Below are 25,056 nucleotides of genomic sequence, written 5' to 3'. Positions count from 1 at the left end.
GCGGCGTCCGCCACCTTACCTGTCCCGCCACGGGTTTATGATTACCAAACCGACATCCTCGAAATCCGGAACATTCCGAGTTGCCAGCGCGGCGCCACGCGAAAGGGCGATGGCGGCGATCTGGGCGTCGAACTGACTGATCGGGCGACCCGCTTTGCGCCGCTCAGTTGCAATCATCCCATAAACGTCTGCGGCCTCCCGATCGAACGGCAGCACGCGACCGGCGAGGTCTTGCGCAAAGATCGGCAAGATTGCCGCTTCAAGGTCGCGCCGGCGGCGACCATCGGGAAGCAGGCGTAGACCATATAGGATTTCGGCTTCAGTGATCGTGGTCGTGAAGATGGCGGCGGGAGGCTGTTCCGCAAGCCAATCGACAACCGCGGGCTCGGGAGCCGGTAACAGCAGCTCAGATATGATATTTGTGTCGAGAACGATCATATTGCAGAGAAATCCGGAGCGTCACGGATCGGTTCGCGCGCGGGAATTTGCAGCTCGACGCCGCCAAGCGGCTGCAAGCGCGCGCGGATCGCGCCAGCGAGGTTTCCCGCCGTTGTCTCCTGCTGCGCCAACACCATTTTCAGGATATCACGGGCCTCGTCTTCCATCGATCGGCCATGGGTCGCTGCGCGGACTCGCAGCCTCTGTTTCAATCGATCGTCGATGTTGCGAATGGTCATGCTGGCCATGTAAATCGCCTCCAGTCATCATTGATTGCATATAGTGCAATGATGGCATTTTTTCAATTGGAGCCACAGTTTCCGCGGCCGGAGTAGGCAAAACGTCGAGCGAAACATGGCTGTTACCCGGGACCTCGCGGTAGGGTTGGGTACAGATCGACCCAGGTCGGGACCGTTCCTGGTCGCCGACAATGAGTTGCCACTGTTCGAGGGGCGTGGCGGTAACTCGGCCGGATCTATCTCATGATAGCTGCTTCTACACCGATGGTGCACAGACGGCGGCGCCCGGATCTTCTCGGAAACCTGCTTGAGCCCCGCCACAGAAACTGTCCACCATCGAGAAGCGCATGCCTCAAGCGGGGGTCCACACGAACGGTCCGACTTTGTCGGCCGCACGTCAGAAGAAGCCAATGTGCTCTCCTCTCAGGATCGGCCGCATACTGCACGGGTTGCCACTGTCGCGTCCGGTTCCGCCAGGAACGACAATGCGAAAACCGGGACGGACATCGTCTACCCAACCTGCCGGTCGGGGCTTCCGCTCGCTCTCAACAGGGCCATCAGCATAGGGCCAAGTGAAAATTCGCCGCGTCGCGCCTTTGACGTCAGATCGCGCAAGTAACCTCCGGCCGAGTTAATGTGTCCTGCCCGCTCGAGCAAACACGCCATGGCAACCGCCGCATTTTCAGGTCCCATCACTTCGCAAGCATCCTGGTAAGCGCTCGGGCTCACCCCCAGCATCGAACGCACCACCACGGCCGCCGCCATCAAGTCGCGCCAGCTCGATATGGTCCCGCCTTGTCCGTACATCGTGATCTCAGGGCAGGCCCGCATCACCATACTCAACGGGAATGCCTTCAGCGGCTCCCTCAGTGGCGGCTTTTCTGGCTCAGCCTTCGCCCCCAGCTCGTTTCTAGAGCTAGGTTCAAGTTCATTGGTGGATTCGGTATTTGAATTCTGTATGTGACGCTCAATATGAGCATCATTGCTGCTCATATTTTCAGAAATATCCAAAACATCCAACTGATTGACTATCTCTGCGCAGAGAAGATCCATCTCTTCGAGGATCGATGCCAGGTCGTGGATCGTCGGAGATCGCGGTATCCGGGCTACGAGCGCCAGGTACACGCCTTCAATCTTGCCCCAATCGCCGCTCGCGCCTTCTTCGATCGCTGCCGAGATGAGCTTACGGGCATCGCGTCGGCGAATGGTGAGCGCCTCTTTGGTCCGGCGAAACAGTGCGCGTTCTGCCGCCATCTGCTGGGCCATCTGCGCGAGCTCCTCCGATCGGGCAAGGAGCGGGGAAAGATCGAACCCGAACGCATCCTCGATGTCGCCAGCCCTGTCCTTGCGGACATAACGCTTCCCATTTGCACTGTCTTTGCGAACAATCAGGCCAGCGTCAACGAGCGTCGCCAAGTGTCGCCGCAACGTGGCGCTGGCGATACCGTGCGCACGGACCGACAACTGAGCATTCGACGGAAAGACGATGAGAGACGCTCCCTGGCGCAGATCGGTCTCAGGATAGAAGCTCAAGAGCGCGTCAAGCACGGCAAGTGCACGATCCTGTAGCCCGAGAAGCGTCCTGGCTTCGCAGGCGTCACGAAACACTTTCCATTTGTCAGCCGTCTTGTCCGAACTGATCTCGGTGGATGCCATCTGCCGTCTTACCAGCGCAAGCGTCATCGGCCGCCGCCCGAAGGGCGTCGTCACACTTCCACTCTGCATTTCCTTCACCTCTCAAAAGGCAAAAGAAGTCCGCTCACCAAATTCGGTGCCAATCACTCTTGACGGGGATTCGTGGAAATGCGATTCTCAGATTGTCCAGATATGAGAGAGGCTTCCACTACGGCAACGTTTGGGGGCCTTTTTCTTTTGCGGTGTTCCTTTCCGTATTCCCTTGTCGAATGAGACCCTCTGACAGTGTCAGGGTTCTAATTTTCACGCTCGCGAGAGAAGCGTTCAATGAGGGCTGGCAACTCCTTCCCGACGAACTTCACGAACTCAAGTCCGAGAGGGCCGTCCGCCGAGATTCGAAGCTCCTTGGGCGACATCTTCCAGGCACCCAGTTTCATGCCATCGCTGGCCGCTAGTTCATTGCGGTCCTCTCGCGGCTGGGTCGACGGCTTTATCGCTTCGAAAGCCCGCTGGAATCGTTGATCCGACACCGATACACCGTCACCCGCATCCGTGAGCACCTGCCGAACCACAGCTAGAGAACCTGGATTGCTTGCAATGGTTTTCGCGAACTCTATCCAGCGCGGCCGCCCCACCTTGGGAGCCCGCCCGATCGCTTCGATCACATCGGCAGGTATTGATCGATAGACGCCGCGCATACGAGCGAGCTCTGCATCCGCAATCGACAGTGCCGCATAGATGTTCCGCGCTTTGATTCCGGCATCATCCATTCGCGATGCAAACAGCGTCCGCTCGATCCAGGTCAGGTCCTGCCGGCTGGCATTCTCGATGCCTTGCGCGACGACCAGATCCAGGTCGGAGATCTCAACCTCGAGCGCACGAACGGCGCGCCCAAGCTCCCTGGCAGCACGCCAGCGCCTGTGGCCATAGACAATCTGATAGCGCCCGGAGGACGACGGGTGGCGCCGAACCTGAATAGGAACCTTTTGCCCTTCGGACTCGATCGAACCCTTGAACGTCTCAAAATCGCCGGCGTCGTCGTCCGGCAGCCGGTCGGGATAGGGGGAAGGGTCGATGAACGCGGGATCCAGATCAAGGATCGCCCCCCCGCCTGTCTCGACGATCGCCCTCAAACGGTCCCGTTCAGCCCTGATGTCATCGATAGCACGATGTGCTGCACCGACGACGCCCGCGCCGACACGCGGCGACGGGGCAGGAGGTGGCACAGGGTGCGGGTCGTCTGCGAGCTTGCTCTCCAGTTCTTGAGACAGCAAACCGAAGCTCGCGACAATCGACTTGCGAGAAGACTTGCTCATGGCCGCCCCCAGCTATCGTTGACAAGGCGGATGATCGCCTCATTGACCGCATCGACGGCTTCGCGGGCGCGCTTATGGGTATCACGCCCAATCTGGCCCATTTCGAGCTCGTAGATCGAACGCTTTGCCAAGCCGGCCGCTTCAACCGCTGTGCTTTCGATGGCAGTGGGCAGGAGGACGTCTGTCCCGAACATATGCCGTAGCATCGCAACGACTTGCGACTGAGGGGCATCGTTTGGGTCATGCCGCGTCACGAGATATCGGATGAAGTCCTGGTCGAGTTGGGCACCGTTCTCATTCAAAACGCTGATCAGATCGCCCATCATCAGGAGGAACTGGCTCATGGACGCCACATCCAGCATGGCGGGGTGAACGGTGATGACCATGCTTGTAGCAGCGTAGATTGCGCTGAGCGTCAGGAAGCCAAGGGACGGCGGCGTATCGAGAAGGACGATGTCGTAGTCTTCTTCGACATCCGCCAGGGCAAGCTTCAGACGCTCGAAGAAGATTGCACCGGAGCTCGACTTATGCGCCAGGACACGAGGGGTCTCGTGCTCGTACTCCATGACTTCGAGGTTGCCGGGAACGAGATCGACGCCATCAAAGTAGGTCTTGCGGATGATGTCCCTGATCGGCCGCCGCTCAGCGTCGTCGTAGCGAAGCGCCGCGTAGATCGTTTCGTTGGCGCCGACATCGATTTCCGGCTGTGCGCCGAACATTGCAGAGAGCGATGCCTGGGGATCGAGGTCGAGTGCGAGAACGCGATAGCCTTGCAAAGCGAGATAGTGCGCAAGATGAACACAGGTCGTCGTCTTGGCGCTTCCGCCCTTGAAGTTCGCGATCGCGAGGACCTGCAAGTGCTCGCCCGGGCGTCGGCGAGGCAGAAAGCGCAGGGCCTCGGCAGGCTTCTGCTTGGCAAACAGCTCCCGAAGCTCGTTGATCTGGGCGAGGGTATAGACCCTGTGATTGTTCTCAAGGCGGCTTGGCGTCGGCCCGCGACCCTCGGATGACATCAGCTTCAGGGTCGAATCCGGTATGGATGTCAGCTTCGAAACTTCGTTGGTGAGAAATGACCTCAAGGTCTTCTCGGATTTCGGCGGGTACATGCGGGTCCGCAGCTGCTGCAGCTGGCTCGACAAAAGACCGGCGTGCCGCAAGATCTTGGCGGCAGCGTCTTCCTTGAGTTGAACGTCAGTTTCTGCGCGTCTAGCTATCGCCATTTTTCCCTCTTGGCGGCCTAAAGCCGGTTTACCGACCATTGCCCGCCAAGAGGTAGAACACGATTCTCCCGAACCGTCCAGAATTATAGGGTTAACAAAGCCTTAACGCTCAACGCGAGCCCTCAGCGTTGAAAACCGGCCTACTCCCTGAAATTGCAGTCTTTTTTGCTGAATGCAATCTAGGCCACCCGATGAGTTTACGCACACTTTTGCTCACCTGACCGACGTCGTTAGCGCGGCGATCTCCCACACATTGCACCCCACCCGCCCGAATCAGCGTCGGTGCATCAGCCACGACCGGCCACATTTCGACGTTCAAAATGCGCTGGCTATTCTCCGACGAGCCGCACATCCCTTCGGTCAGGGAAGATTTCTCTGCCCCTAGAATCGACGTGGCGAAATTTCAGGAGCATTTTTGCCCCTCGCGACGCGTCCTCAGTCGTAGCACTTCTCCTCCAATAAACGGAGGAGGACGACTGATGATGGTGATTGCCATTGAGAATGGCGGTTCGAGCGGCGCCCGGCACTTCCTCGACCAGATGTTTGCGCTCCGCGCGAAGGTCTTCGATGAACGCCTGGGTTGGCAGGTCGCCGCGCGCGATGGCCAGGAGCGCGACCAGTTCGACGATCTCCATCCCGTCTACATACTCGCTATCTCTGCAAAGAATGAAGTAGTCGGCTGTGCTCGCCTTCTCCCCGCCATGGGTCAGACGATGCTTTTGTCCGTGTTCCCGCAACTCGTCTCGGAGCAGGCGTTTCACCCGCACGCGCGGATGATCGAGAGCTCGCGCTTCTGCGTCGATACGACCACACAACGGAAGGGTCGCGGCGGTCTCCACCACGTTACCCGCCTCATGTTTGCCGGCATCCTCGAATGGTGCCTTTCGCGCGGATACACCGAGGTCGTCACGGTCACCGACATTGCCGTCGAGCGCATCCTTGGGCTTGCCGGGTGGTCGCTTCATCGGCTCGGACCGCCGCAAATGGTAGGCCAGACAACAGCCTTGGCTGGTGTTCTCTCGGTTGACGCAGGCATCTTCCAGCAAGTCAGGCCGGTTGGGTATGTCTCAACCTTCGATCGCCCCGCCGCACCGACCTCGTCGGTGTTGTCATGACGCATAGCCGCTCCCTTCCCCGCCTTGTCCGCAAGCTCGAGGAAGCCCTTGGTCCAGCAATTCGGGCTGCACTCGATGACCCGAGCGTCGTCGAGATCATGCTCAACGCGGACGGCAGCCTCTACGTGGAACGCCTCGGTCAATCGATCGCGCGCCTTGGAGAAATGGATACCGCCGCCGCCGAGATCGCAATCGGCAGCATAGCCCATGCGACAGGTACGGCGGTCGACGAACACAGACCAATCGTGTCGGCCGAGCTGCCGGTCAGTGGACACCGTTTCGAGGGGCTGCTGCCACCGATCGTCGCTGCACCATCCTTCTCCATACGCAAGCGCGCTTCGCGTCTCATTCCTCTCGAGCAGTATGTGGACGATGGCTTCATGACGGGGAAGCAGGCTCGTCTCCTAGCAAGGGCTGTTGCCGATCGGCTCAACATCCTCGTCTCAGGCGGGACCGGCTCCGGCAAAACGACACTGGCAAATGCGCTCATTTGCGAGATCGCGACGGTCGCACCGGATGACCGCCTCATCATCCTTGAGGACACGGTCGAAATACGTTGCGGCTCGCACAACGTCCTTTCGCTGCGCACCAGCGACGAGATCGACATGGCGCGCTTGCTGAAGAGCACACTCCGGCTGCGACCGGACCGGATCATCGTGGGCGAAGTCAGAGACGCGGCCGCCCTTTCTCTTCTCAAGGCATGGAACACGGGGCACCCCGGAGGCATCGCGACGGTGCACGCCAATTCCGCGCGTTCGGCACTTCGCAGGCTGGAGCAGCTGACCGCGGAGACAAGCCGGCAGCCAATGCAAGACGTCATCGCCGAAGCAGTCGATCTCGTCGTTTCGATCGAACGCACGGCGACCGGCCGGCGGCTCGGAGAGCCTATGCGCCTCATTGGACACGACGGGACTGCTTATCGACTGGAGCCTTATCAAGGAGGGGAACGGCATGCAGCGTGAAACACGAATCGCAATGGTAGCTCTCGCGGGACTGCTGACCTTCTTCAGCGGGGAACCGGTGTTCGCCGGCTCGGGCGGCGGTCTGCCCTGGGAGGGTCCACTCGAACAAATTCAGCAGTCGATTACAGGCCCTGTCGCCGGCTTCATCGCGCTTGCCGCGGTCGCCGTCGCAGGCGGTATGCTGATCTTCGGCGGCGAGCTCAACGATTTCGCCAGGCGATTGTTTTACATCGTGCTCGTCGCCGGTCTCCTGCTCGGCGCGACACAGATCGTCCAGCTGTTCGGCGCAACCGGCGCATCGATCGGCGACCATTCGCTCAACGTCTTCCACACCGAAACGAGGGGAGGCGCGGGCAATGCCTGAGGTCTTCTGCCTACTCGAGCGAAACCGTATCCATCGTGCCCTCTCTCGCCCAAACTTGCTCTTGGGCGCCGATCGCGAGCTCGTCCTCGTCACGGGGCTTGCGGCGGTCATCCTGATCTTCGTCGTCCTGACCGTCTATTCGGCCCTGATCGGCCTTACCCTCTGGATCCTGGCGATCGGCGTCTTGAGGCGGATGGCTAAAGCAGATCCCCTCATGCGCAAGGTCTACATCCGCCACATGCGCTATCGGCGGACCTATCGCCCGACCGCGACGCCATGGCGGAAGGGCTGACGGTGTCGCGATGGTCAATCTAGCGCGCTTCCGCTCGACCGAACCCTCCTTTGCCGATCTCGTGCCCTATGCCGCACTTGTCGACAATGGGGTCATCCTTTTGAAAGACGGCTCACTGATGGCAGGGTGGTACTTCGCAGGCCCCGACAGCGAGAGTGCCACGGACCTGGAGCGCAACGAAATATCGCGCCGGATCAACGCGGTTCTCGCTCGTTTGGGATCTGGGTGGATGATCCAGATAGAGGCGCTGCGGATAGACGCCGCCACATATCCGAGCGCCGACCGCTCGTATTTTCCCGATCCGATTACTCGCGCGATCGATGCCGAACGCCGGAAGCATTTCGAAAGGGAGGGGGCACATTTCGAGAGCCGCCACGGCCTCATCCTTACGCAACGTCCGCTCGAAGCAAATCGACGCGGGCTCGCGCGATATGTCTACGCCGACCCTGAAAGTCGTCAGAAGGGCTTCGCCGACGCGGCGCTTGATCTTTTTCGGACCCGTGCCCGCGAGGTCGAACAGTATCTCGCAAACTGGATCTCGCTTCGCCGCATGGCAACGCGAGAACTCGATCCAGGCAACGGAGCACGAAGACACCGCTTCGATGAGCTTTTCCAGTTCATTCGCTTTTGCATCACCGGGGAGAACCATCCGGTCAGATTGCCCGACATAGCGATGTACCTCGATTGGCTGGCAACAGCCGAGCTCCACCATGGTATCAACCCGATCGTGGACAATCACCACGTGGGCGTGGTGGCGATCGATGGGCTGCCATCGGAAAGCTGGCCCGGAATTCTGAACAATCTGGATCGCCTGCCGCTCAGCTACCGTTGGTCATCACGGTTCATCTTCCTGGATCCCGAGGAAGCTCGTGAACGCCTCGAACGCACCCGCAAGAAATGGCAGCAAAAGGTTCGCCCATTCTTCGACCAGCTTTTTCAGACGGACAGTCGATCCGTCGACCAGGATGCAATCGCCATGGTCGCCGAGGTGGAGGACGCGATCGCCCAGGCATCATCCGAACTGGTTTCCTATGGCTACTACACGCCCGTCGTCATTGTTTTTGGGGTCGACAGCGCTACTGTCCGCGACAAATGCGAGATGATCAGGCAAGCGATCCAGGCGGAAGGTTTCGGAGCGCGGATCGAAACGCTCAATGCGACCGAAGCCTATCTCGGCAGCCTCCCCGGCATCTGGTACTGCAATCTTCGCGAGCCATTGATCAATACGCGCAATCTTTCCGATCTCATGCCCCTCAACACGGTCTGGGCCGGGAACCCAACTGCACCATGCCCCTATCTGCCGCAGCAGTCGCCGCCTTTGATGCAGGTCGCCTCTGGCTCTACACCCTTCCGTCTCAACCTCCATGTCGATGACGTCGGCCATACGCTCGTATTCGGTCCGACGGGATCGGGAAAATCGACGTTGCTTGCACTGATTGCTGCGCAGTTTCGCCGCTACCTCGGAGCGCAGGTATTCGCTTTCGACAAGGGAAACTCGATGCTGCCCCTGACGCTTGGCGTCGGCGGTAATCACTACGATATCGGAGGGGAAGGGGAGGGGGCCGCTCTTTGCTTCTGCCCGCTTCTCGATCTGGAAGGGGAGGGGGACCGAGCATGGGCGAGCCAATGGATCGAGACACTCGCAGAACTGCAGGGCGCATCGATCGGGCCCGATGAACGCAATGCGATCTCCCGTCAAATCGAACTAATGGCCGGGTCCCCCGGACGGTCCCTGTCCGATTTCGTGAGCGGTGTTCAGCTCAAGGCGATCAAGGATGCTCTCCGGCACTATACGCTCGACGGTCCATTGGGCAGCCTCTTTGACGCCGAGACCGATACACTCTCGTTTGGTGACTTTCAGACTTTCGAGATCGAACAACTGATGAGCCTCGGCGAGCGCACCCTCGTTCCGGTACTCACATACCTCTTCCGCCGCATCGAGAAGCGACTGAGCGGCGCCCCGAGCCTCATCATTCTCGACGAGGCGTGGCTGATGCTCGGCCATCCGGTCTTTCGCGATCGTATCCGCGAATGGCTGAAGGTGTTGCGCAAGGCAAATTGCGCCGTGGTGCTTGCGACCCAGTCAATCTCGGACGCCGAACGTTCCGGCATCATCGATGTGCTGAGGGAAAGCTGCCCGACGAAGATATGCCTTCCCAATGCCGCCGCCCGCCAGCCGGGCGCCCGAGAATTCTATCAGCGAATGGGTTTCAACGAACGCCAGATCGAGATCATCGCGGCGGCGACGCCGAAGCGAGAATACTACGTAACCTCTCCGGAGGGCCGGCGCCTTTTCGATATGTCTCTCGGTCCGCTCGCGCTCGCCTTCACCGGTGCAACCGGCAAGGACGATCTCAAGCGCATTCGCGCGCTTCATCACGATCACGGCCGAAACTGGCCCACCCTATGGCTCAAATCGAGGGGGATTCCCGATGCGGAAACGCTTCTTGCAGATGACTGAGTTCGCGGTCCTGTCGCTCCTTGCGATGGCGGCAAGCAACTATCCGGCACGCGCTGGCGGGGCCACGGGTGCGGCCACCGAATGGACCCAGCTTGCCAATAATGCCGAGCTCATCAACCTGCTGGAAAAGTCCGGCGTCCAGATCGAGAACCAGGTAAAGCAGATCGGTCAGCTTGCCGAGCAGATCCAGAACCAGCTGAAGATTTACGACAACATGCTGCAGAACACCGCTCGCCTTCCGCACCACGCGTGGGGAAAGATCGAAGCGGATCTCCGTCGCCTACAACAGGTCGTCGATGGCGGCCGGGGAATATCCTTCTCCATGGGCAACGCCGATGACGTCCTGCGCCAGCGCTTCGCAAGCTACGCCGACTTCAAGACCGGATTGCCTGATGGGAGAACATTCTCGTCGCACTATCAGACATGGTCCGACACCAATCGCGACACCATCACCGGCACACTGAAGGCTGCGAACCTCACCGCGGCGCAGTTTTCGAGCGAAGAGGCGACGATGCGCTCGCTTCGTTCGCTCTCGGAAACCTCTGATGGGCAAATGAAGGCGCTTCAGGTCGGCCACCAGATAGCCGCCGAGCAAGTCGGGCAAATCCAGAAGCTGCGCGGCCTTGTATCCCAGCAGATGACGATGACGGCGACCTGGTACCAAAGCAACCAGACGGACAAGGATCTCGCCCAAGCCAGACGGGAGCGTTTTTTCGATGGGCCGGCCCAATTCGGTCCTGGAGGGCAGAAGATGGAGCTTCGCTGGTGAGCAAGTTCGACCTCAACACCTCTCCATTCAGCAACAATTCCGCCCAGCTAGCTCGGTCATTTGTCGTGATGTCCTGCCTACTGCTCGGCTCTGCCCTTGAGGTCCAGGCACAGGATGGAAGCGTCCTAACCGAACTCGAAAATCAGATCGCCGCCGCTGCCAAGGGGTGGGAGGCGCGGGTGCTTTCGGCCGCGCGATCTCTGTTCTGGATCCTCGCCGGTATCGAAGTGGCAATCGCTGCCGTGTGGCTTGCTCTACAGGCAGCGTCGCTCGACAGCTGGTTTGCCGAGCTCGTACGTCGAATCATCTTCATAGGCCTCTTCGCCTTCGCGCTCGAGCAAGGCCCTACCTTTGCAAAGAGCGTGGTCGACAGCCTCTTTCAGATCGGCGCCAGTGGTGGATCGGCCTCGCCGGCGGATATATTCGACGCAGGGATGCAAGTCGCTTCGCACATGTCGAAGCAGATCCAGTTCGGGCTTTTCGAAGACAATGCGCTGGCGATTGCGGCGGTCCTTGCAATGGTCGTGGTGGTGATTTCCTTCTCGCTCGTCGCGGCAATCTTCGTCGCCATCATGGTCGAGGCGTATGTCGGCCTCCTGGCCGGAATGATCATGCTGGGGCTCGGAGGTTCTTCCAATACGAAGGACTTTGCCGTGCGCTATCTCGTTTACGCGTTCAGCGTCGGGCTGAAGCTGATGGCGCTCGTGATGATTGCCCGGATCGGTTCGGAAGTGCTTTTGGGTCTCGCCAGCGCTCCGACTGGAGAAACACAGCAATTCGTCACGACGCTCGCCATCGCCGGCATCTCGGTCGTCGTCTTCATCATTGCGATCTACGTTCCAAACATTCTGCAGGGCGTCGTCCAAGGCGCATCGGTCACCGGCGGAATGGAGGCGATTCGACACGGCGGCCAGGCGGCTTCCTTTGCGACCGGCGCTGCGTTTCTCGCGGCCGGAGGGACGGCTTCCGGCTTTGCGGCGGCAAAGTCCGCCCGAGCGGCCGGTGCATCGGCTACGGCCTCAGCTCTTCACGGCATGAAGCATGGTGCCGCCGCCAGCGCGCAGGCAGCAGGTTCAGCGGCAAAGGACAAGGCAATCGGCGCGCCCGGCGCTCACGCCTCCTCCTTGATGGGCCTTGCCAACGACAAGCTCGACAACAAGGCCTCTGCCCACGGTAGAGGCAGGCGATCGCCGCCCGACCCTACAGACCACTGAAGCGCTCAAGGAGGATCATGATTGATGGCTGCCCGAGATGCCCCCGAGAACCCCTACATCGCCGCGCGCCAGGAGTGGAACGAACGCTACGGCTCCTATGTTCGATCAGCAATCGCCTGGCGCATCATCGGGACGACCGCCATGGCGATCTCGATCATCGGTTTCGGCTATGGGCTCTACCAGAGTTCGAAGGTCAAGCTCGTGCCCTACATCGTCGAGGTCGACAAGCTCGGAGCGGCCGTCAGCGCAGGCTTCCCCGAGCAGATTGACTACGCCGACCAGCGCGTTGTGCGTGCCTCGCTTGCAGGCTTCTTTGCCAGTTTCCGGTCCGTAACGCCTGACGCCGTCGTCCAGAAGCAATACATCGACCGAACCTATGCGCTGCTTCGGAACGCCGATCCGGCGACGGGCAAAGTGAACGCCTGGTTCCGGGACAATTCGCCGTTCGAAAGGGCGCGCCGCGCAACCGTCGCGATCGAGGTGAACAACGTGGTGGCGCTTTCGGACCAGACCTACCAGGTCGACTGGACCGAGTTCGAACGCGACCGGGCCGGCAAGGAGACCGGCGTGCGGCGGTTCCGCGGGATCGCGACGGTCACCCTGACGGCGCCACAGGATGAGGCGGTTATCCGTTTCAATCCAATCGGACTCTACCTCAGGGATCTCGATTGGACGGCGCAGCTTTGACGGGAAGGAGAAAAGTCGTGAGTTACGGTAGAGCAGCCTTGCTGGCACTGATTTTGGGTTCGTTGGTGCCGAGCGGAGCCGTTTACGGCGAAGCGATCACGACGAAGGAAGCGAACGCGGCCCGGCTGTCGGCAAAATGGCGGGCAGCTTCCGGCGTTACCACGACCGGACCCGATGGCAAGGTCATCTTCCTTTACGGCGCTAGCCAACCATCGATCGTGTGCTCCCCACTCCAGGTGTGTGACATCGAGCTCCAGGCGGGCGAGATCGTGCGTGACGTGCTCGTTGGCGATACCGTTCGCTGGAAGATTGAGGCGGCGACATCTGGCGCCGCCGGCGGGCAGGCGATCCATCTCGTGATCAAGCCGTCCGAACCTTCGATAACAACGTCCATGGTGGTGACGACGTCGAGGCGCACCTACCATATCCAGCTGAAGTCTCATCCGACCCATTACATGGCGCGCGTCGGCTTTGCCTATCAGGAGGACAGGTCCGCGAGCCTCGCCGATGCCAATGCCCGGCTGGAGGCGGGCGCCGGAAGCGTCCCCGCCGAACGGCTCGATTTTACCTATTCGATCAACGGTCGAGCCCGCTGGAAACCGACACGGGTCTATTCGGATGGACAGAAAACCTACATCCAGTTCCCGAAGTCGATCGCCAGCCAGGACGCGCCAGTCCTCTTCGTTGTTTCCGGCGGCCAGAACAGGGTCGTCAATTACCGAATGAAGAGCGGGGTGATGATCGTCGATTTCGATGTTGAGCGCGCAGTTCTCGTCTCGGGCGTCGGATGGCGCCAGGAGAAAGTCACGATCAGAAGGGGAGGGTAGGTGATGAGGGGTCTTGCTGCGCCCATTCTCGTCGCAGTCCTTGTGAGTGGTTGCCAAGGTGGCGCGCCTTCGCCGACGATTGACGCGCTTCCTCAAGAAATCTCGATGAGTGCCGAAACAGCAATTGCCGGCGATATGGCAAGCCGCTTCGTCGAAGCGATGGGAAACGAGAAGCCACCTTCGATCTCTGTGTCCCCAGGCGACCGATCGGGCGAAGCGCTCGAAACTGCACTCAAGCTCTGGGGGTACCCGGTGCTCGCCAAAGAGGAACAGGCTCCGGCGAAAAATCCGGCAACTGAGGTCACCTATGGCAGCACGGCGTTCGAAGATGTCGTTCTCGTGCGGCTATCGACACCTGAGGTTACCCTGACGCGCGCTTACCGGACGAGTCCAGCAGGTGCTCAGCCCGCGACACCGCTCGCCGTCACGCGTCATCGATAGGAACCTGTCATGGCTCAATCGCTGCAGCTTTCTCACACCCCGAAACACATTCGCAGGGTCAATCGGCTACCGCTCTTTGTCGCGGGCGCGATGATGATCATTTTCTTCGCCGTCATCGTCGCCGGCCTCACCTCGCGAGGAATCGGACACCGAACCGACATTGGGGCGGAGGTGTCCTCAGGCGGTTCGGCATCATCCTTTGCCGAAAGCATCAAGCGGGGCGTCGCCGACGGCATCATCGCCGAACCGCTGGAGACAACGCGCACTGGAGGCGTTGCGGCCGAGCCTTCAACCGAGGTGCCTTCGTCGGACGTCCAAGCTGCCCCCGAGAAGACGTCGCTTCCGGCCTACGCTGCTGAAACCAGGAGCCAGGGGAATGAAGATGATTGGTTGGACCAGTTCCAGCGTGAACGAAAGGAACAGCTTCTTCGTGAGCGCCATCGGCAGGACATGGCGAGACTTCAGGCAAGAGACGCAGCCCTCGACTCTCCTCTCACCGTTGAGATCAAAGAAGGGGCGGAACCCACGAAGATGGAGAGCGCACCAAGCAGCAATATGCCCGCATCTCGTAATCCCGCAGAGGTCCTGGCAAGAGCGCTCGAGGGCAAGGAGGCAGATCCCAACCTCCAGGCATCCAAGGAGGCCTTCTTCAACTCTGACATCAAGGAGCTTGGATACTTGCCAAAGGGGGTCATTGCCGCGCAATCGCCTTTCGAGCTGAAGCGAGGCTCGGTTATTCCCGCAACGTTGATTACGGGCATAAACTCCGACCTCCCGGGTCGTATCTCGGCCCAGGTCAATCATCCGATCTATGACAGCGCCACCGGTCGCCATCTCATCATTCCCCAAGGCACCAAGCTCTTCGGCCGTTACGACGCCGAAGTCGCTTTCGGGCAGTCACGGGTGCTGGTGGTCTGGACCGACCTCATCTTTCCGAACGGTTCTACCTTGCAGATCGGCGGGATGGCCGGCACCGACGCCGAAGGCTATGGCGGCTTTAAGGACAAGGTCGATCGACATCTCCTTAGAACCTTTGGCTCCGCAGCGCTCGTCGCCTTGATCGGCGCGGGTATCGATATGTCACTTCCAACCGACCAGCGCGACAGAGGGCGCGATACGGCCTCGGACGCCGCCCGTCGCAGTTTTGCCGAGACCTTCGGCAGGGTGGCCGAACGGACAATTGCAAAAAACCTCGACGTGCAGCCCACGCTCAGCATCAGACCGGGCTACGTCTTCAACGTCCTCGTCGACCAGGATATCGTCTTTCCCGGCGCCTATCGATGAGATTGGCCAAGACAGGCACGTCCAGCTGCGGCAGCATTCCCATACGCTTGGTTTCAGATCAGCAAGCGCCGGGTGGCGGCCGCGGTCGCTTGAGACAGCTTGCAGACACCGAGCTTGTCCATGGCTCGCTTGAGATTGCGGCGCACACACGAATAGGTGATATCGAGTATGTCGGCGATCTCCAGCATCGTCTTTCCCTCGGACGACCACTTGAGGCAGGCGAGCTCCCGAGCGTTTAGCGCTGGCGTGCAATTGCTTTCCAGATGTTCCATGTTTCGCATCCTTGAGTGTAGGAAGGCTGCGGCAGTTATGCCGAGCCCGGTTATCTCGCCGGCAATGCAGCCGCGCGCACTGCTCAGTGACGATGATGTGAAGGTGAGGATGGCGAACCGTCCGAAACCGGCCGATACCGATACCGACAGCCCCGTCTTCAATCCGAAATCGGCAGCCTCCGTGTAGAAGCGCCGCAACTCCCGGCAAACTCTTGGCCGCACGTCGTCGACAGACCAGCGGAAGACCTGGGTTCCGCGCTTGGCTGTCGTCACTACCGGGTCGAGCGTCACATAGGAACGCGCAAAGTAGAGCCGCTGCCATTCAAGCGGATAGTCGGTGGCCACGAAATTATCGTTCGGATGGGCTCTGAAATAGGCATAGTGATCAAACCCGGCAGCTCCTGCCAAACGCGCAAGAGACTTGTTGATCGTGCTTGACGATGACTGGACCTGACAGAGGTCTATCACTCGTTCAAAAATGCGTCGTTCGTTCATGCGATTTCACCTCCGGCGCGTATTGGTCGGATTGAGCCTTTCGCAGGCGGGCAACGACACACGGTCTAGATGCAGGCGCCTTCGCCTGCAATCCATTGTAACACTGTCGCAACAAAACTTAACATTTCGCGGGGACGGTTCACCGGGCTAAGTCATTCAATTTCCACGGTGTGTGCCAACAGGTAGCCGCCGAGCCTCACCGTCTTCACATAGGTCGGCTCATCCGGATCGGGCTCTATCTTTTGCCTCAGACGCCGGACATGCACGTCAATGCTGCGCTCCGATGGACCGGCAAGCCCAAAGCGAGTAGCCTCAAGCAATTCCTCTCGCGAGAGGACCTTTCCAGGGTTGCGAGCAAGAGCAAGCAGGATATCGAACTCACCGGCGGTCAATGTCCTCGTCTGCCCATCGCGGTCGTGGAGCGTGCGTTTACCCGGATCTATGCGCCAGCCGTCAAACATCAATACTCGCGTATCCTCGACACGAGCCCTAGCGGAGCTGGCACGGCGCAGGAGGCTGCGCAACCGGGCAAGCGTGGCGTCTTCTTCGCCAACCCTCAAGACACAGGCATCCGCACCGGCGTTTAGTCCTTCGACAACGATGCTGTCATCGTGTCTGTCAACGATAAGAACGAGCGCAATGTCGCTCACAAAACGAACCTGCCGGCAAAACTGGAGGGATGCGGCAGATGGCAGTTTTCCCTCAACCACAAGCAGGTCAAACCTCCGGATTTTTAAGAGCCGAAGGGCCAGTGTGGCGTTGGTGAGGTGGATGTCGTAACCGTGGCCGATGAGAAGGGAGGCAAACCGACGACGCGTTTCCTCATCGTCGATCACTGCCAGAACGACTTTTGAACGGCCGGCGATCCGCTTATATTTGGACAACGAAACTCCCTGCAAAGTCGGCATGGGCATTGATTGCCATGCAACCTCTTGGGGAGCTAACGCCGCAAACGGGTCTGCTCAAGGCACAGAAATGCCCCTTAACGGTATCGCCCTTTTGAAACGCGAGCTCGATTGACGCGCATCGCCGGCCCGTGGCGGGAGGCCGACGCACGTTGTCCCCCGCCGGTTATAATGTTTTCGCGAAAACCTTATAACTCTCCAATTCTTTCGGCGCGCCACCATTGGCGAGCTCTTCGCGACATGCAATTGGCAACGAACCACACGCCCCCGAAGCGAAACGCGGACAAATGTGACACGCCGTACGTTCTCCTGGCGTTCGGCATTTGGGGCGCTCCGTCAGCCGATCATCGTTCTGCCTATCAATAGCTCCGTGTTCCGGGTTCGGCATCGCGCTCCTCCTTCAATGCCACCCAATGATGGACCCGCCCGCCGGAAGCCTCCAATTGAGCAGGCGCTGCATTCATATGGCCCGACGATCAGTCTTCCTTGCGAAGGGATCACGTCCGAATCGTCTGCAACAATTCTTAATAGAACTTCGAGCCGCAGACCTTGAGAGCGAAACCTGTGCGTGCAATCATTCGACATTGCGTCAAGCACCGCGACCGGGAGGCAAGCGATGCCTACCGCCGAAAACGGACCCTTGATCGTGGTCAGCTCGCGTGACGCGGGCTTCAGCCTCACCCATCGCCACATTCTCGCGGCAGCGGGATACTCCACTGATCTGTCGCTCGGCGCCGAAGACTTCGCATCGATCACGGTCGGAAGATCGGTCGAGGCCGTCCTGCTCGATGCCGCGGATGCAGGTGTCGCTGGCTTCTGCCAAGGCCTTAAGCAGGACACCTCAACAAGATCGGCTGCTATCATAGCACTGCTGCGAGCCAAGGCGGCCGTTGCACTTCCGGCACTCATCCGCGCCGGTGCTGACGACGTGTTCGTCTGCCCGGTTGAACCGCAACGCTACCTCGACGCGCTCAAGCACCATCTGTCGGCATTGGACGATACGCGCGCCAGGACTGGATTACTCCATGCCGGCGGACTTGCGGTCGACCCTCAAAGCCACCGCGCCACCTGGCGTGGAGAGCAGTTTCATCTGGGCCTTCTCGAATTTCGACTGCTCGGGACATTGATCGGGGGAGCGCACAAGGTTCACACGCGGCGTGAGCTGATCGAACAGGCCTGGCCGCGCGGGATCTTTGTCGATCCTCGAACTGTCAACGTTCATGTCGCCAGGCTCCGAAAAGCGCTAATCACCACGACCGGCTACGACTGGATCCGCACCGTGCGCGGCGTCGGCTACGGACTGGCGCCGCTTGCTCCTGGCTTCGACCATCCCTCGGATTACCACCCGCTCACCGATTTGCGACTGGAGGCATGACATGGACATGGTCATCGTCAATGGCAGCTTGATCACCGGAGACGGGATCACCTTTCTTGAAAAGGCCAGCGTCAGGATCAGAGGAACGAAGATCGTCGACGTGACGCCTTACCAAGTGACGGCAAACGAGGGGGACCGGATTATCGACGCGGGCGGAGCAGTTGTTTTGCCCGGCATCATCAATGCTCACGCACATGGCTGCATCGCCGGCCCTTCCATGCCATCCGGATCGCTGCCACTTTCAGCGCAGGACATCTCCTATCAACGCAACCGCCATCTGCTAAGCGGCACGACGACGCTTCTCAACGTTTGTGGTCTCGCTACTCCAGATGAAATCGGATCCGGCGCGCTTGCGTCCCACGCGTTGGACGTTCAGGTTTCGACGGCCCACACCCCGAGCAGCCTCGGGGCTGCCCGTGTCTCGGACGGAGCGGGGCTGTCGGCGCACCACCTCTCTGCCACCATCGACGACATGCTTGCGCGCGGCGCAAAAGCGCTCGGAGAAGCCGGCGGTGGTCAGACGCTCGGCGGTGGCGCCCAAGACTACCGATATCTGCCGCAAGCCATAGAGCAGGCAACCGGTGTCACCATTCACCCGAAGATCGCCCGATTGTTCAAGGAGGCGGTCCTCGGACGAAGGCTGGATGGCGCAGCGGCCGCTTCGAACGATGGGCTCGAAGCGCTCCTCGACCAATACGCCCTTATTGGCCATCTGACTGCCGCGCAACTCCGCGGGATCGTCGTTGAGACCGTCATGCCGCCGGTTCACCTTGCGATGAGGGGGCTTTCCGAGATCGCCGCCCAATCCGAACGTGTCGGAATGGCGGCGATATTCCACAACGCCGCGCCGACGGCTGCAACCCTCGTGCAGTTGGCCGAAGCCTATCCCCGAGCCCGGATGATCGCCGGGCATTCGAACCACCCGATGTTCCTGCCTGAGGAAGCTCTGACAACGGCAAGGTTGCTGAAGGAACGGGGTGTGACGATCGACGTGTCGACGCTCGACTGCATCACGACCCGATGGCGCAACGGCCCCGAAAACCTTGATCTTCTTGCGACCGAAGGGGTGATCGACACCTTGTCGACGGACTATGCCGGCGGCGATTGGGATACAATCCTTTCGGCGATCCAACGCATGATCGCCAAGAAGCAGATGCCGGCACCGCGCGCCGTGGCGCTTGCAACCGGCAACGTCGCCAAGGCAATCCCCGAACTTGCCGGCGACCGTGGATTGATCGAAAAGAGCAAGCAAGCAGACATCGTCATCTGCGACGCCCATAACCTTGCCCGTGTACGTCATGTGATCGCTAAGGGGCGCCTGGTCATCGAGAATTGCCGCATTCTTTGACGTCCGGCGTGTTAGCGAAGCGCCATGAGCAGCCCGGAGCCATGGTCATCGGGCATATCGAGAACGCCACCAACGATCTGGCGCTGCCGCTCGGGCGTAAGTACCCGACGGGTTACGCGGAGGAACTTCTCCTCGATTGCTTCGAACGACATCGGATGTTTCGGATCGCCAAGCGGGCCGAGGATCTCAGAGCACAATCGCCGAGAGGACGTCGATATCGTGACACGCGCAAGCGTCTCGACCGGGAACAGCGCATCGATCTCGTCGTTTATCGATAGCAGTACCTTCTCGGAAAACGTTGAAAGGTCCTCGCGCCCAAGGAGATCTTCCCCGAGGGGCGCCAGTGCATCACGCCCCTCGATCGCGGCGATCGCGATGCAATAGGGCAGGCTGTACTGCATGTCGACGAGGGTGGTTGGCCGACGCTTGTTGCCAAGTTTCAGCGCCCAGCCGAAGGTTTCGACTTCGACGCATTTGATGTCGCTTGCATCAATCTCGCTCCTGTCGACAAGCATAAGGAACGCATCCAGCGCGGCATGGATATAGCGGCAGCAGGCGTAGGGCTTGAAATAGGTGCCGACGAGGTGAGATCGCTCCCCGAGGTCAGCCACGATCGTTTGCCGGTTGTAGTAGTCAGGATGATCAAAAACATCAGTTGGGCCGGAGTGCCCGCCGATCGCCAGCTGGACGGCGGCGAGCCCGAGGGTTGCACTCCAGGCGATGCCCTCCTTCACGTCATTACCCGTCAGTTGTGAATAGCCCGAGCTGCCATTGGCCTGCTGGTTTGGCGCAAGCACCGCGGCGATGGCGAGCGCATGGGCGACCTGATCCTCGCGGCAACGCAATAGTCGCGCAGCTGCCGCCGCCGCTGCGACCGACGCCCAACGCCCGGTCTGACGGGTCGCGATCATTTTCGGCATTTGCGCCGACGCGATACACACACCGACGTCATAGCCAACGGAAATCGCCGAAATCAAATCGTTTGCCCCGGCACTCGTTTCGGGAAGCAGCGTCAGAACCGTGGGTATGACTGCCGCCCCCGGATGCCCACGCGCCAGCCGATGTCCGTCGTCGAGATCGAGCGCAGATGCGGCCGCAGCGTTGGCAAATACGGCGCCTGCGAGCGAAGCCGTCTGTCCCGTCGCCCAGATGGAACTCGAACCAGCCCCCATAAGTGCACGCGCTGTCGCTCTGACGGCAGTCGGACCCGGCATGTCCCGGCCGGCGATTGCCGCGCCAACAAGGTCAAGCACGCACTTCAGGGCCATGTTCCTGTCGTCACAGCTCGGCTGACGGCGTGACGTCACCAGAATGTGCTCGGCAAGAACTTCTGTGATCAAGGGCAACGTGGCCTCCCGGCAGCGGGTCTGAGCTTGGCGAGCCAGTTATCTAAACGCGTCGCTTCAAGAGCTTTTCCCAAGTCGCTTCTGCGACATAGAGATCGAGCATCGGGAGCCCGACGCAGGTCACGCAAACGGGTCCGGGGCGGGAATCTTGCCAGCCGGTTGGTGCCGACAACTCGCCAATTCCAAGCAGCGGGCCAGCCGTCTCAAGGCTCATGTCCCTGCGTGAAAAATAAAGCGAAACGCTCTGAGAGTTTCGACGGGAAACGGTCTTCAAGTCGTCGCAGATGACAGTGCCGGTGCGAAGAGCACGCTTCAAATAGGCCTCAGGGATCTCGTCGCCGCCGAGGTGGAGGGTCGCAGCATCCCTTGCAAGCTCATGATCCTCGAATATCGGTTCGCGCGCATTCGTTGCCGTGACGACAAACGCACATTCGGAAAGCGCGGAATTATCCTCCACCGGAACCAAGGCAATCGGTGTGGACGACGCTGCCGCCTCCGCAAACCGGGCGGCACTCTCCGGAAATCGGCTTCGAATAAAGATGCGCTCTATGCGCTCCGCACCCGTCAACGAAAGGCAGTCGATGACGCTTCTTGCGACCGGGCCGGCACCAAAGAGAAAGACCGATATCTTCATTGGCGTCTCGACGAAGGTCTCCAGCACCAACGAGGCGTAGGTTCCCGTCCGCGCGGCCGAAAGCGCGGTTCCATCGAAGATGGCAACGGGCCTGAGCGTCGTCTTGTCGAGAAGTAGGTAGGTCGAGGTCGACCGGGGCAAGCCGCGCCGACGGTTGAATGCATTGGCGCCGATAATCTTGACGCCGCCAAACCGAGGATTGACACTGTAGAGGGATGAGAGCTTCCACCCCAACCGTTCCGCAGCGAAAGATTCACGCTGTGCAATAAATTCGGGCATCGCCCAGAATTCGTCCTCGGGCAGAGAAAGAACGGCCTTTCCACCGACCGACGAGCCGCGTCGGATGTCGCGCCACGCTGTCTCGACCGCTTCGTGCGTCTCGGCTACAGACAGCTCCGCACCAAGATGGCGCAGTTCCTCGGTAGATACGACATTGAGGACGGGTTCGTGCAAAGTCATGCTCGCCTCCCATAGATGAAGAGCCGAGCATACGGGAATGGCTGAGGCGGCGAGGCGAAGGTTTGGAGAATGCTTGAACACGCAGGTGACGTGACGGTCAGAGCACGAAAAAGATTCGGAGACAGTACGGAAAAGTACCGGATCTGGATTGGTTCGAGCAGATTGGAACTGCGCGAGCGCTCACGGCGCGCCAGTCACCTTTGTCGATCGTACGTCGCCGCCTATGAAGCGAGGGCGTATTCCGGATCTATTTCGGGAATTGCCGCAAGGTCCTTCTCCAACGCCGCGGCCTCAATCTTGAGATCATAGCTAGCTTGCAGGTTCATCCAGAATTCAGGACTTGTGCGGAAAAACTTAGCCAACCGCAGTGCTGTATCTGTAGTTACAGCAGTCTGTTCATTCGCTAGGCGCCCAATACGGGTGCGAGGAACGTTCAGCTTCTTGGCGAGCGCTCCTGCGCTCATGTGGTAAGGGAAGAGGTACTCCTCGCGAAGGATTTCGCCCGGATGTACCAGGGGTAGTATACTTGTCATCGTTCGGTCTCCTTCATACCGATCTTAGTGGCAGTCGACGAACTCGAGATTGTCGACGCCACAAGTTTCAGAATGTCTGCTGGGAATCCTTTGGGAGCTTTCCCACTTGCCAGCCCGAGAATAATGGTTCCTGCCATTTCAGAGCGGCTGGCTACACACTTCGATCAATGCGAGCAATGAACGACGCACTGCCGCGGACTTGATACGCTGAAAGGCCGTGTTAAGGGCGTTTCCCTCTTTCGTCACAAGAAAAGCGGCCAATTCGGCCAGTTCCCGACTTGCCGTGGTGTCGAAGTGAGCCTCGTCACGATCAACAAGGAAGGCAACCGGAACATCGAGGGCGACGGCTATGGCGGCAAGACGGCTTGAGCTGATCCTGATGCGGCCGTTTTCGTATTTCCGGATCAGCTGGACCGAAACGTCGAGGTGCATTGCGAGATCCTGCTGCCGCATGCCGATCTTGCGCCGAAGCGTGCCGATGCGGCGCCCCACTTCCACATCGACGTCGTTCGGCATTTGCGATTGCTTGCTCATTCGCCCCCAAACAAGCCCTCGGCCGAAGCGAACCCGCTGATCTTCAAGTAGCTCCGCCCTTCCGCATCACATGCGTTTACATATTATAGTTGATAAACTCAAAGTTTCAGGCCTGCCATCAGAGAGCGCATGGATATGCGCAAATTGGTCGGCCGGAATTTTGCCCGCCTGCGTCGGGAGAAGGGACTGACGCAGGAGGACGTTGCCGCGTCAGCCGAGATCAGCCAGCAATATGTCAGCGGTCTGGAGCGCGGTGAGCGCAACCCGACGATCCAATCACTCTACAAGATCGCTCGGGCGCTTGGGGTCAGCCACATGGACCTGGTCAGGCCCGATGGTGACGCCGATACGTGACCACATCGATCAGCGCTGGGCCTTGCGGACCGCGAGTTGCACATTCTGCAGATCGACCCGGTGAGTTGCCATCGGAATAAGGCTGCGTACCGCGGTAATGCAGGTCGGATCGATTTCGACTTCAAGGACGCCAACCTCATCGCCCGCCTCGGCCACAACCTTTCCCCAGGGATCACACACCATCGAATGTCCGTGCATGTCACGTCGCTCTCCGGCAGGCGTTTCGTAGTGCCCGCATTGACCGCAGGCCACGACATAGGCCTGAAACTCGATCGCACGGGCACGGCAAAGCACCTCCCAATGATCCTTCCCCGTCTGCCTGGTGAAGGCAGCGGGTAAAACGAAGATGTCGACGTTCTCCTGGGCCAGGCGGTCGAACAGCCGGGAGAAGCGAAGATCGTAGCAGATGCAACAGGCAATCCTGATGCCGCCGATCTCGTAGATCAGAAGGCTATCACCCGCAGCGACTGTCTCCGACTCGTTGTAGACCTTTCCATCAGGGGCCACGATGTCGAAGAGGTGGATCTTCCTGTAGAGACCGATCTCGTTGCCATGGGCGTCGAATACCACACTCGTGTTGTGGATCCGTTTGGAACCGACCCTGGTTTCGAGCAAGCTGCCCGCGTGGATTGCGACGCGGTTTCGCGCAGCAAAGCTCTGGACCAGCTTGTAGGCCGCGCCGCCTGGCACATGATCGGCTGCCGCGCGCTTCTGCACCGCCGTGCCCCCGGTCCAATCGAAATGCTCCGGCAACACGATGAGATCCGGTCTCCCCGAGAGGGCTTGCTGCATGAGTTCTTCGGCCTGCCGCAGGTTTGCAGCGCGATAGGGTTGGGAGTTCATCTGGATGAGTGCGATTTTCATGATTGGAGTTCCGGCTGGAAGTCGAAGATGGAGTGGCCTGCCGCAAGGTGCCGACGCACGGCGATTGAATTCTGCTGGCGCGCGATCGCGGCGCGCGCCAGCGTGAGCATGCGGTCGCGCGGCGCGACGAACACGCCTTCCCTGTCGGCAAGGACCGCGTAGCCCGGCAGAACCGCGGCTCCGCCGCAGGCGACCGGTTCGTTGATCGAACCGCCGATCGAGATGCGCCGATTGGTGGTCTTTGAGGAGATCCCGCGGCACCAGACCGGCAGGCCCAATGCCGCGATTTCCTCGGCGTCGGTGCAGGGACCGTCGATGACGACGCCGACGGCGCCCCTGGCCTTCACCGCAGTTGCGACCCCGCCACCGACACAGGCGATGTCGTCATGATCAACCCGCGCAATGACGAGAAAGTCACCGGGCATCAGGAGGTCGATGGCTCGGTAGATCACCGTGCCATCCCGCCCGGGAGCCGCGACGGTAACGGCCGAACCCGCCGCGCTTGCCGGAAACACAGGCAGGACCCCATTGCTGACGAAGCCGACATGTTCGACATGGCCGATCGTGGCGGTTTCGGCCTTGCCCATCAGTGTGATGAGTTCCTCGGGAAGGGGAGGGTGACTGTGATTGATCCGGTAGTGCGGCATCTTCTCTGACCTCCTGATGATCGTTC

The 25,056-nt window shown here is 60.1% G+C and carries 27 protein-coding genes; 14 read left to right on the top strand and 13 right to left on the bottom strand.

The features are described 5' to 3' along the window. Positions 1 to 15 precede the first annotated feature (15 nt). The 5 genes from ACN9MO_RS32080 to repA all read right to left on the bottom strand — a co-directional run bounded on the left by ACN9MO_RS32080 (position 16) and on the right by repA (position 4,848). Positions 16 to 438 (bottom strand): type II toxin-antitoxin system VapC family toxin, encoded by a 423-nt coding sequence (locus ACN9MO_RS32080; RefSeq protein ID WP_058324702.1) that lies wholly within the window; start codon positions 436 to 438, stop codon positions 16 to 18. Continuing rightward, positions 435 to 686: a FitA-like ribbon-helix-helix domain-containing protein gene (locus ACN9MO_RS32075; RefSeq protein ID WP_057251457.1), complete on the bottom strand. Its 252-nt coding sequence runs from the start codon at positions 684 to 686 to the stop codon at positions 435 to 437. The genes ACN9MO_RS32080 and ACN9MO_RS32075 overlap by 4 nt, the downstream gene beginning before the upstream one ends. Before the next feature lie 501 nt (positions 687 to 1,187). Continuing rightward, positions 1,188 to 2,402, bottom strand: a complete 1,215-nt coding sequence (repC, locus tag ACN9MO_RS32070) for a plasmid replication protein RepC (RefSeq protein WP_113737553.1) — start codon at positions 2,400 to 2,402, stop codon at positions 1,188 to 1,190. A 206-nt stretch (positions 2,403 to 2,608) separates the two neighbouring features. Further along, positions 2,609 to 3,628, bottom strand: coding sequence for a plasmid partitioning protein RepB (repB, locus tag ACN9MO_RS32065; protein ID WP_113133067.1), 1,020 nt, complete (start codon positions 3,626 to 3,628; stop codon positions 2,609 to 2,611). Next, a complete protein-coding gene (gene repA, locus ACN9MO_RS32060; protein ID WP_162733654.1) occupies positions 3,625 to 4,848 on the bottom strand; it encodes a plasmid partitioning protein RepA in 1,224 nt (407 codons plus the stop codon). The genes repB and repA overlap by 4 nt, the downstream gene beginning before the upstream one ends. Positions 4,849 to 5,327: 479 nt before the next feature. Between repA and ACN9MO_RS32055 the strand changes: the two genes are divergently transcribed. From ACN9MO_RS32055 to trbI, 11 genes are all read left to right on the top strand, one after another. Beyond that, entirely contained in the window at positions 5,328 to 5,963 is a 636-nt protein-coding gene (locus ACN9MO_RS32055) for an acyl-homoserine-lactone synthase (RefSeq protein WP_113737552.1), read from the top strand. Beyond that, positions 5,960 to 6,925 carry a P-type conjugative transfer ATPase TrbB gene (trbB, locus tag ACN9MO_RS32050; protein ID WP_113737551.1) on the top strand — a complete coding sequence of 322 codons (966 nt, stop codon included), beginning with the start codon at positions 5,960 to 5,962 and terminating at the stop codon, positions 6,923 to 6,925. The genes ACN9MO_RS32055 and trbB overlap by 4 nt, the downstream gene beginning before the upstream one ends. Next, a complete protein-coding gene (locus ACN9MO_RS32045; protein ID WP_057251463.1) occupies positions 6,915 to 7,289 on the top strand; it encodes a TrbC/VirB2 family protein in 375 nt (124 codons plus the stop codon). The genes trbB and ACN9MO_RS32045 overlap by 11 nt, the downstream gene beginning before the upstream one ends. Further along, positions 7,282 to 7,581 (top strand): conjugal transfer protein TrbD, encoded by a 300-nt coding sequence (locus ACN9MO_RS32040; RefSeq protein WP_112997045.1) that lies wholly within the window; start codon positions 7,282 to 7,284, stop codon positions 7,579 to 7,581. The genes ACN9MO_RS32045 and ACN9MO_RS32040 overlap by 8 nt, the downstream gene beginning before the upstream one ends. Before the next feature lie 10 nt (positions 7,582 to 7,591). After that, positions 7,592 to 10,042: a conjugal transfer protein TrbE gene (locus ACN9MO_RS32035; RefSeq protein WP_113133063.1), complete on the top strand. Its 2,451-nt coding sequence runs from the start codon at positions 7,592 to 7,594 to the stop codon at positions 10,040 to 10,042. Then, positions 10,035 to 10,811 (top strand): P-type conjugative transfer protein TrbJ, encoded by a 777-nt coding sequence (gene trbJ / locus ACN9MO_RS32030; RefSeq protein WP_425989226.1) that lies wholly within the window; start codon positions 10,035 to 10,037, stop codon positions 10,809 to 10,811. Before ACN9MO_RS32035 ends, trbJ begins: the two co-directional genes overlap by 8 nt. Then, on the top strand, positions 10,808 to 12,025 hold the full coding sequence (trbL, locus tag ACN9MO_RS32025; RefSeq protein ID WP_425989223.1) for a P-type conjugative transfer protein TrbL: 1,218 nt from the start codon (positions 10,808 to 10,810) through the stop codon (positions 12,023 to 12,025). Before trbJ ends, trbL begins: the two co-directional genes overlap by 4 nt. A gap of 24 nt (positions 12,026 to 12,049) precedes the next feature. Next, positions 12,050 to 12,712, top strand: coding sequence for a conjugal transfer protein TrbF (trbF, locus tag ACN9MO_RS32020; protein WP_113133061.1), 663 nt, complete (start codon positions 12,050 to 12,052; stop codon positions 12,710 to 12,712). A 17-nt stretch (positions 12,713 to 12,729) separates the two neighbouring features. Beyond that, positions 12,730 to 13,539 (top strand): P-type conjugative transfer protein TrbG, encoded by an 810-nt coding sequence (gene trbG / locus ACN9MO_RS32015; protein WP_113737549.1) that lies wholly within the window; start codon positions 12,730 to 12,732, stop codon positions 13,537 to 13,539. 105 nt (positions 13,540 to 13,644) lie between these two features. Beyond that, a complete protein-coding gene (locus tag ACN9MO_RS32010; protein WP_162733653.1) occupies positions 13,645 to 13,980 on the top strand; it encodes a conjugal transfer protein TrbH in 336 nt (111 codons plus the stop codon). 9 nt (positions 13,981 to 13,989) lie between these two features. Beyond that, positions 13,990 to 15,264, top strand: coding sequence for an IncP-type conjugal transfer protein TrbI (gene trbI / locus ACN9MO_RS32005; RefSeq protein WP_113737548.1), 1,275 nt, complete (start codon positions 13,990 to 13,992; stop codon positions 15,262 to 15,264). Positions 15,265 to 15,317: 53 nt separating this feature from the next. On the opposite strand, the gene ACN9MO_RS32000 is transcribed toward trbI, so the two are convergent. Together ACN9MO_RS32000 and ACN9MO_RS31995 are read right to left on the bottom strand one after the other, a co-directional pair. Beyond that, a complete protein-coding gene (locus ACN9MO_RS32000; protein ID WP_113479959.1) occupies positions 15,318 to 16,031 on the bottom strand; it encodes an autoinducer binding domain-containing protein in 714 nt (237 codons plus the stop codon). Between the two features lie 152 nt (positions 16,032 to 16,183). Continuing rightward, positions 16,184 to 16,915: a response regulator transcription factor gene (locus tag ACN9MO_RS31995; RefSeq protein WP_162733652.1), complete on the bottom strand. Its 732-nt coding sequence runs from the start codon at positions 16,913 to 16,915 to the stop codon at positions 16,184 to 16,186. A 667-nt stretch (positions 16,916 to 17,582) separates the two neighbouring features. Here ACN9MO_RS31995 and ACN9MO_RS31990 point away from each other — a divergent pair. Both ACN9MO_RS31990 and ACN9MO_RS31985 read left to right on the top strand, forming a co-directional pair. Further along, positions 17,583 to 18,311 (top strand): winged helix-turn-helix domain-containing protein, encoded by a 729-nt coding sequence (locus ACN9MO_RS31990; protein WP_425989346.1) that lies wholly within the window; start codon positions 17,583 to 17,585, stop codon positions 18,309 to 18,311. A 1-nt stretch (position 18,312) separates the two neighbouring features. Then, a complete protein-coding gene (locus ACN9MO_RS31985; protein WP_113133054.1) occupies positions 18,313 to 19,659 on the top strand; it encodes an amidohydrolase family protein in 1,347 nt (448 codons plus the stop codon). Positions 19,660 to 19,670: 11 nt separating this feature from the next. On the opposite strand, the gene ACN9MO_RS31980 is transcribed toward ACN9MO_RS31985, so the two are convergent. From ACN9MO_RS31980 to ACN9MO_RS31965, 4 genes are all read right to left on the bottom strand, one after another. Then, a complete protein-coding gene (locus ACN9MO_RS31980; protein WP_113737546.1) occupies positions 19,671 to 21,005 on the bottom strand; it encodes an MmgE/PrpD family protein in 1,335 nt (444 codons plus the stop codon). A 43-nt stretch (positions 21,006 to 21,048) separates the two neighbouring features. Then, on the bottom strand, positions 21,049 to 22,098 hold the full coding sequence (locus tag ACN9MO_RS31975; protein WP_113737545.1) for an ornithine cyclodeaminase: 1,050 nt from the start codon (positions 22,096 to 22,098) through the stop codon (positions 21,049 to 21,051). A 221-nt stretch (positions 22,099 to 22,319) separates the two neighbouring features. Further along, the gene (locus ACN9MO_RS31970) at positions 22,320 to 22,631 is read right to left on the bottom strand and encodes a HigA family addiction module antitoxin (RefSeq protein ID WP_112997037.1); all 312 of its coding nucleotides are present in this window, start codon (positions 22,629 to 22,631) and stop codon (positions 22,320 to 22,322) included. A 138-nt stretch (positions 22,632 to 22,769) separates the two neighbouring features. Continuing rightward, positions 22,770 to 23,147: a helix-turn-helix domain-containing protein gene (locus tag ACN9MO_RS31965; RefSeq protein ID WP_162728181.1), complete on the bottom strand. Its 378-nt coding sequence runs from the start codon at positions 23,145 to 23,147 to the stop codon at positions 22,770 to 22,772. Positions 23,148 to 23,294: 147 nt separating this feature from the next. Between ACN9MO_RS31965 and ACN9MO_RS31960 the strand changes: the two genes are divergently transcribed. After that, entirely contained in the window at positions 23,295 to 23,519 is a 225-nt protein-coding gene (locus tag ACN9MO_RS31960) for a helix-turn-helix domain-containing protein (RefSeq protein WP_057251479.1), read from the top strand. 9 nt (positions 23,520 to 23,528) lie between these two features. Here the strand turns inward: ACN9MO_RS31960 and ACN9MO_RS31955 are convergent, their stop codons facing one another. Together ACN9MO_RS31955 and ACN9MO_RS31950 are read right to left on the bottom strand one after the other, a co-directional pair. After that, on the bottom strand, positions 23,529 to 24,383 hold the full coding sequence (locus ACN9MO_RS31955) for a carbon-nitrogen hydrolase family protein (RefSeq protein WP_057251480.1): 855 nt from the start codon (positions 24,381 to 24,383) through the stop codon (positions 23,529 to 23,531). Further along, entirely contained in the window at positions 24,380 to 25,030 is a 651-nt protein-coding gene (locus ACN9MO_RS31950) for an RraA family protein (protein ID WP_113479958.1), read from the bottom strand. The genes ACN9MO_RS31955 and ACN9MO_RS31950 overlap by 4 nt, the downstream gene beginning before the upstream one ends. Positions 25,031 to 25,056 lie beyond the last annotated feature (26 nt).

This window comes from Ensifer sp. R-19 (assembly GCF_049905105.1).
Lineage (GTDB): Bacteria > Pseudomonadota > Alphaproteobacteria > Rhizobiales > Rhizobiaceae > Ensifer.
This window is presented reverse-complemented; position numbering and strand designations above follow the sequence as displayed.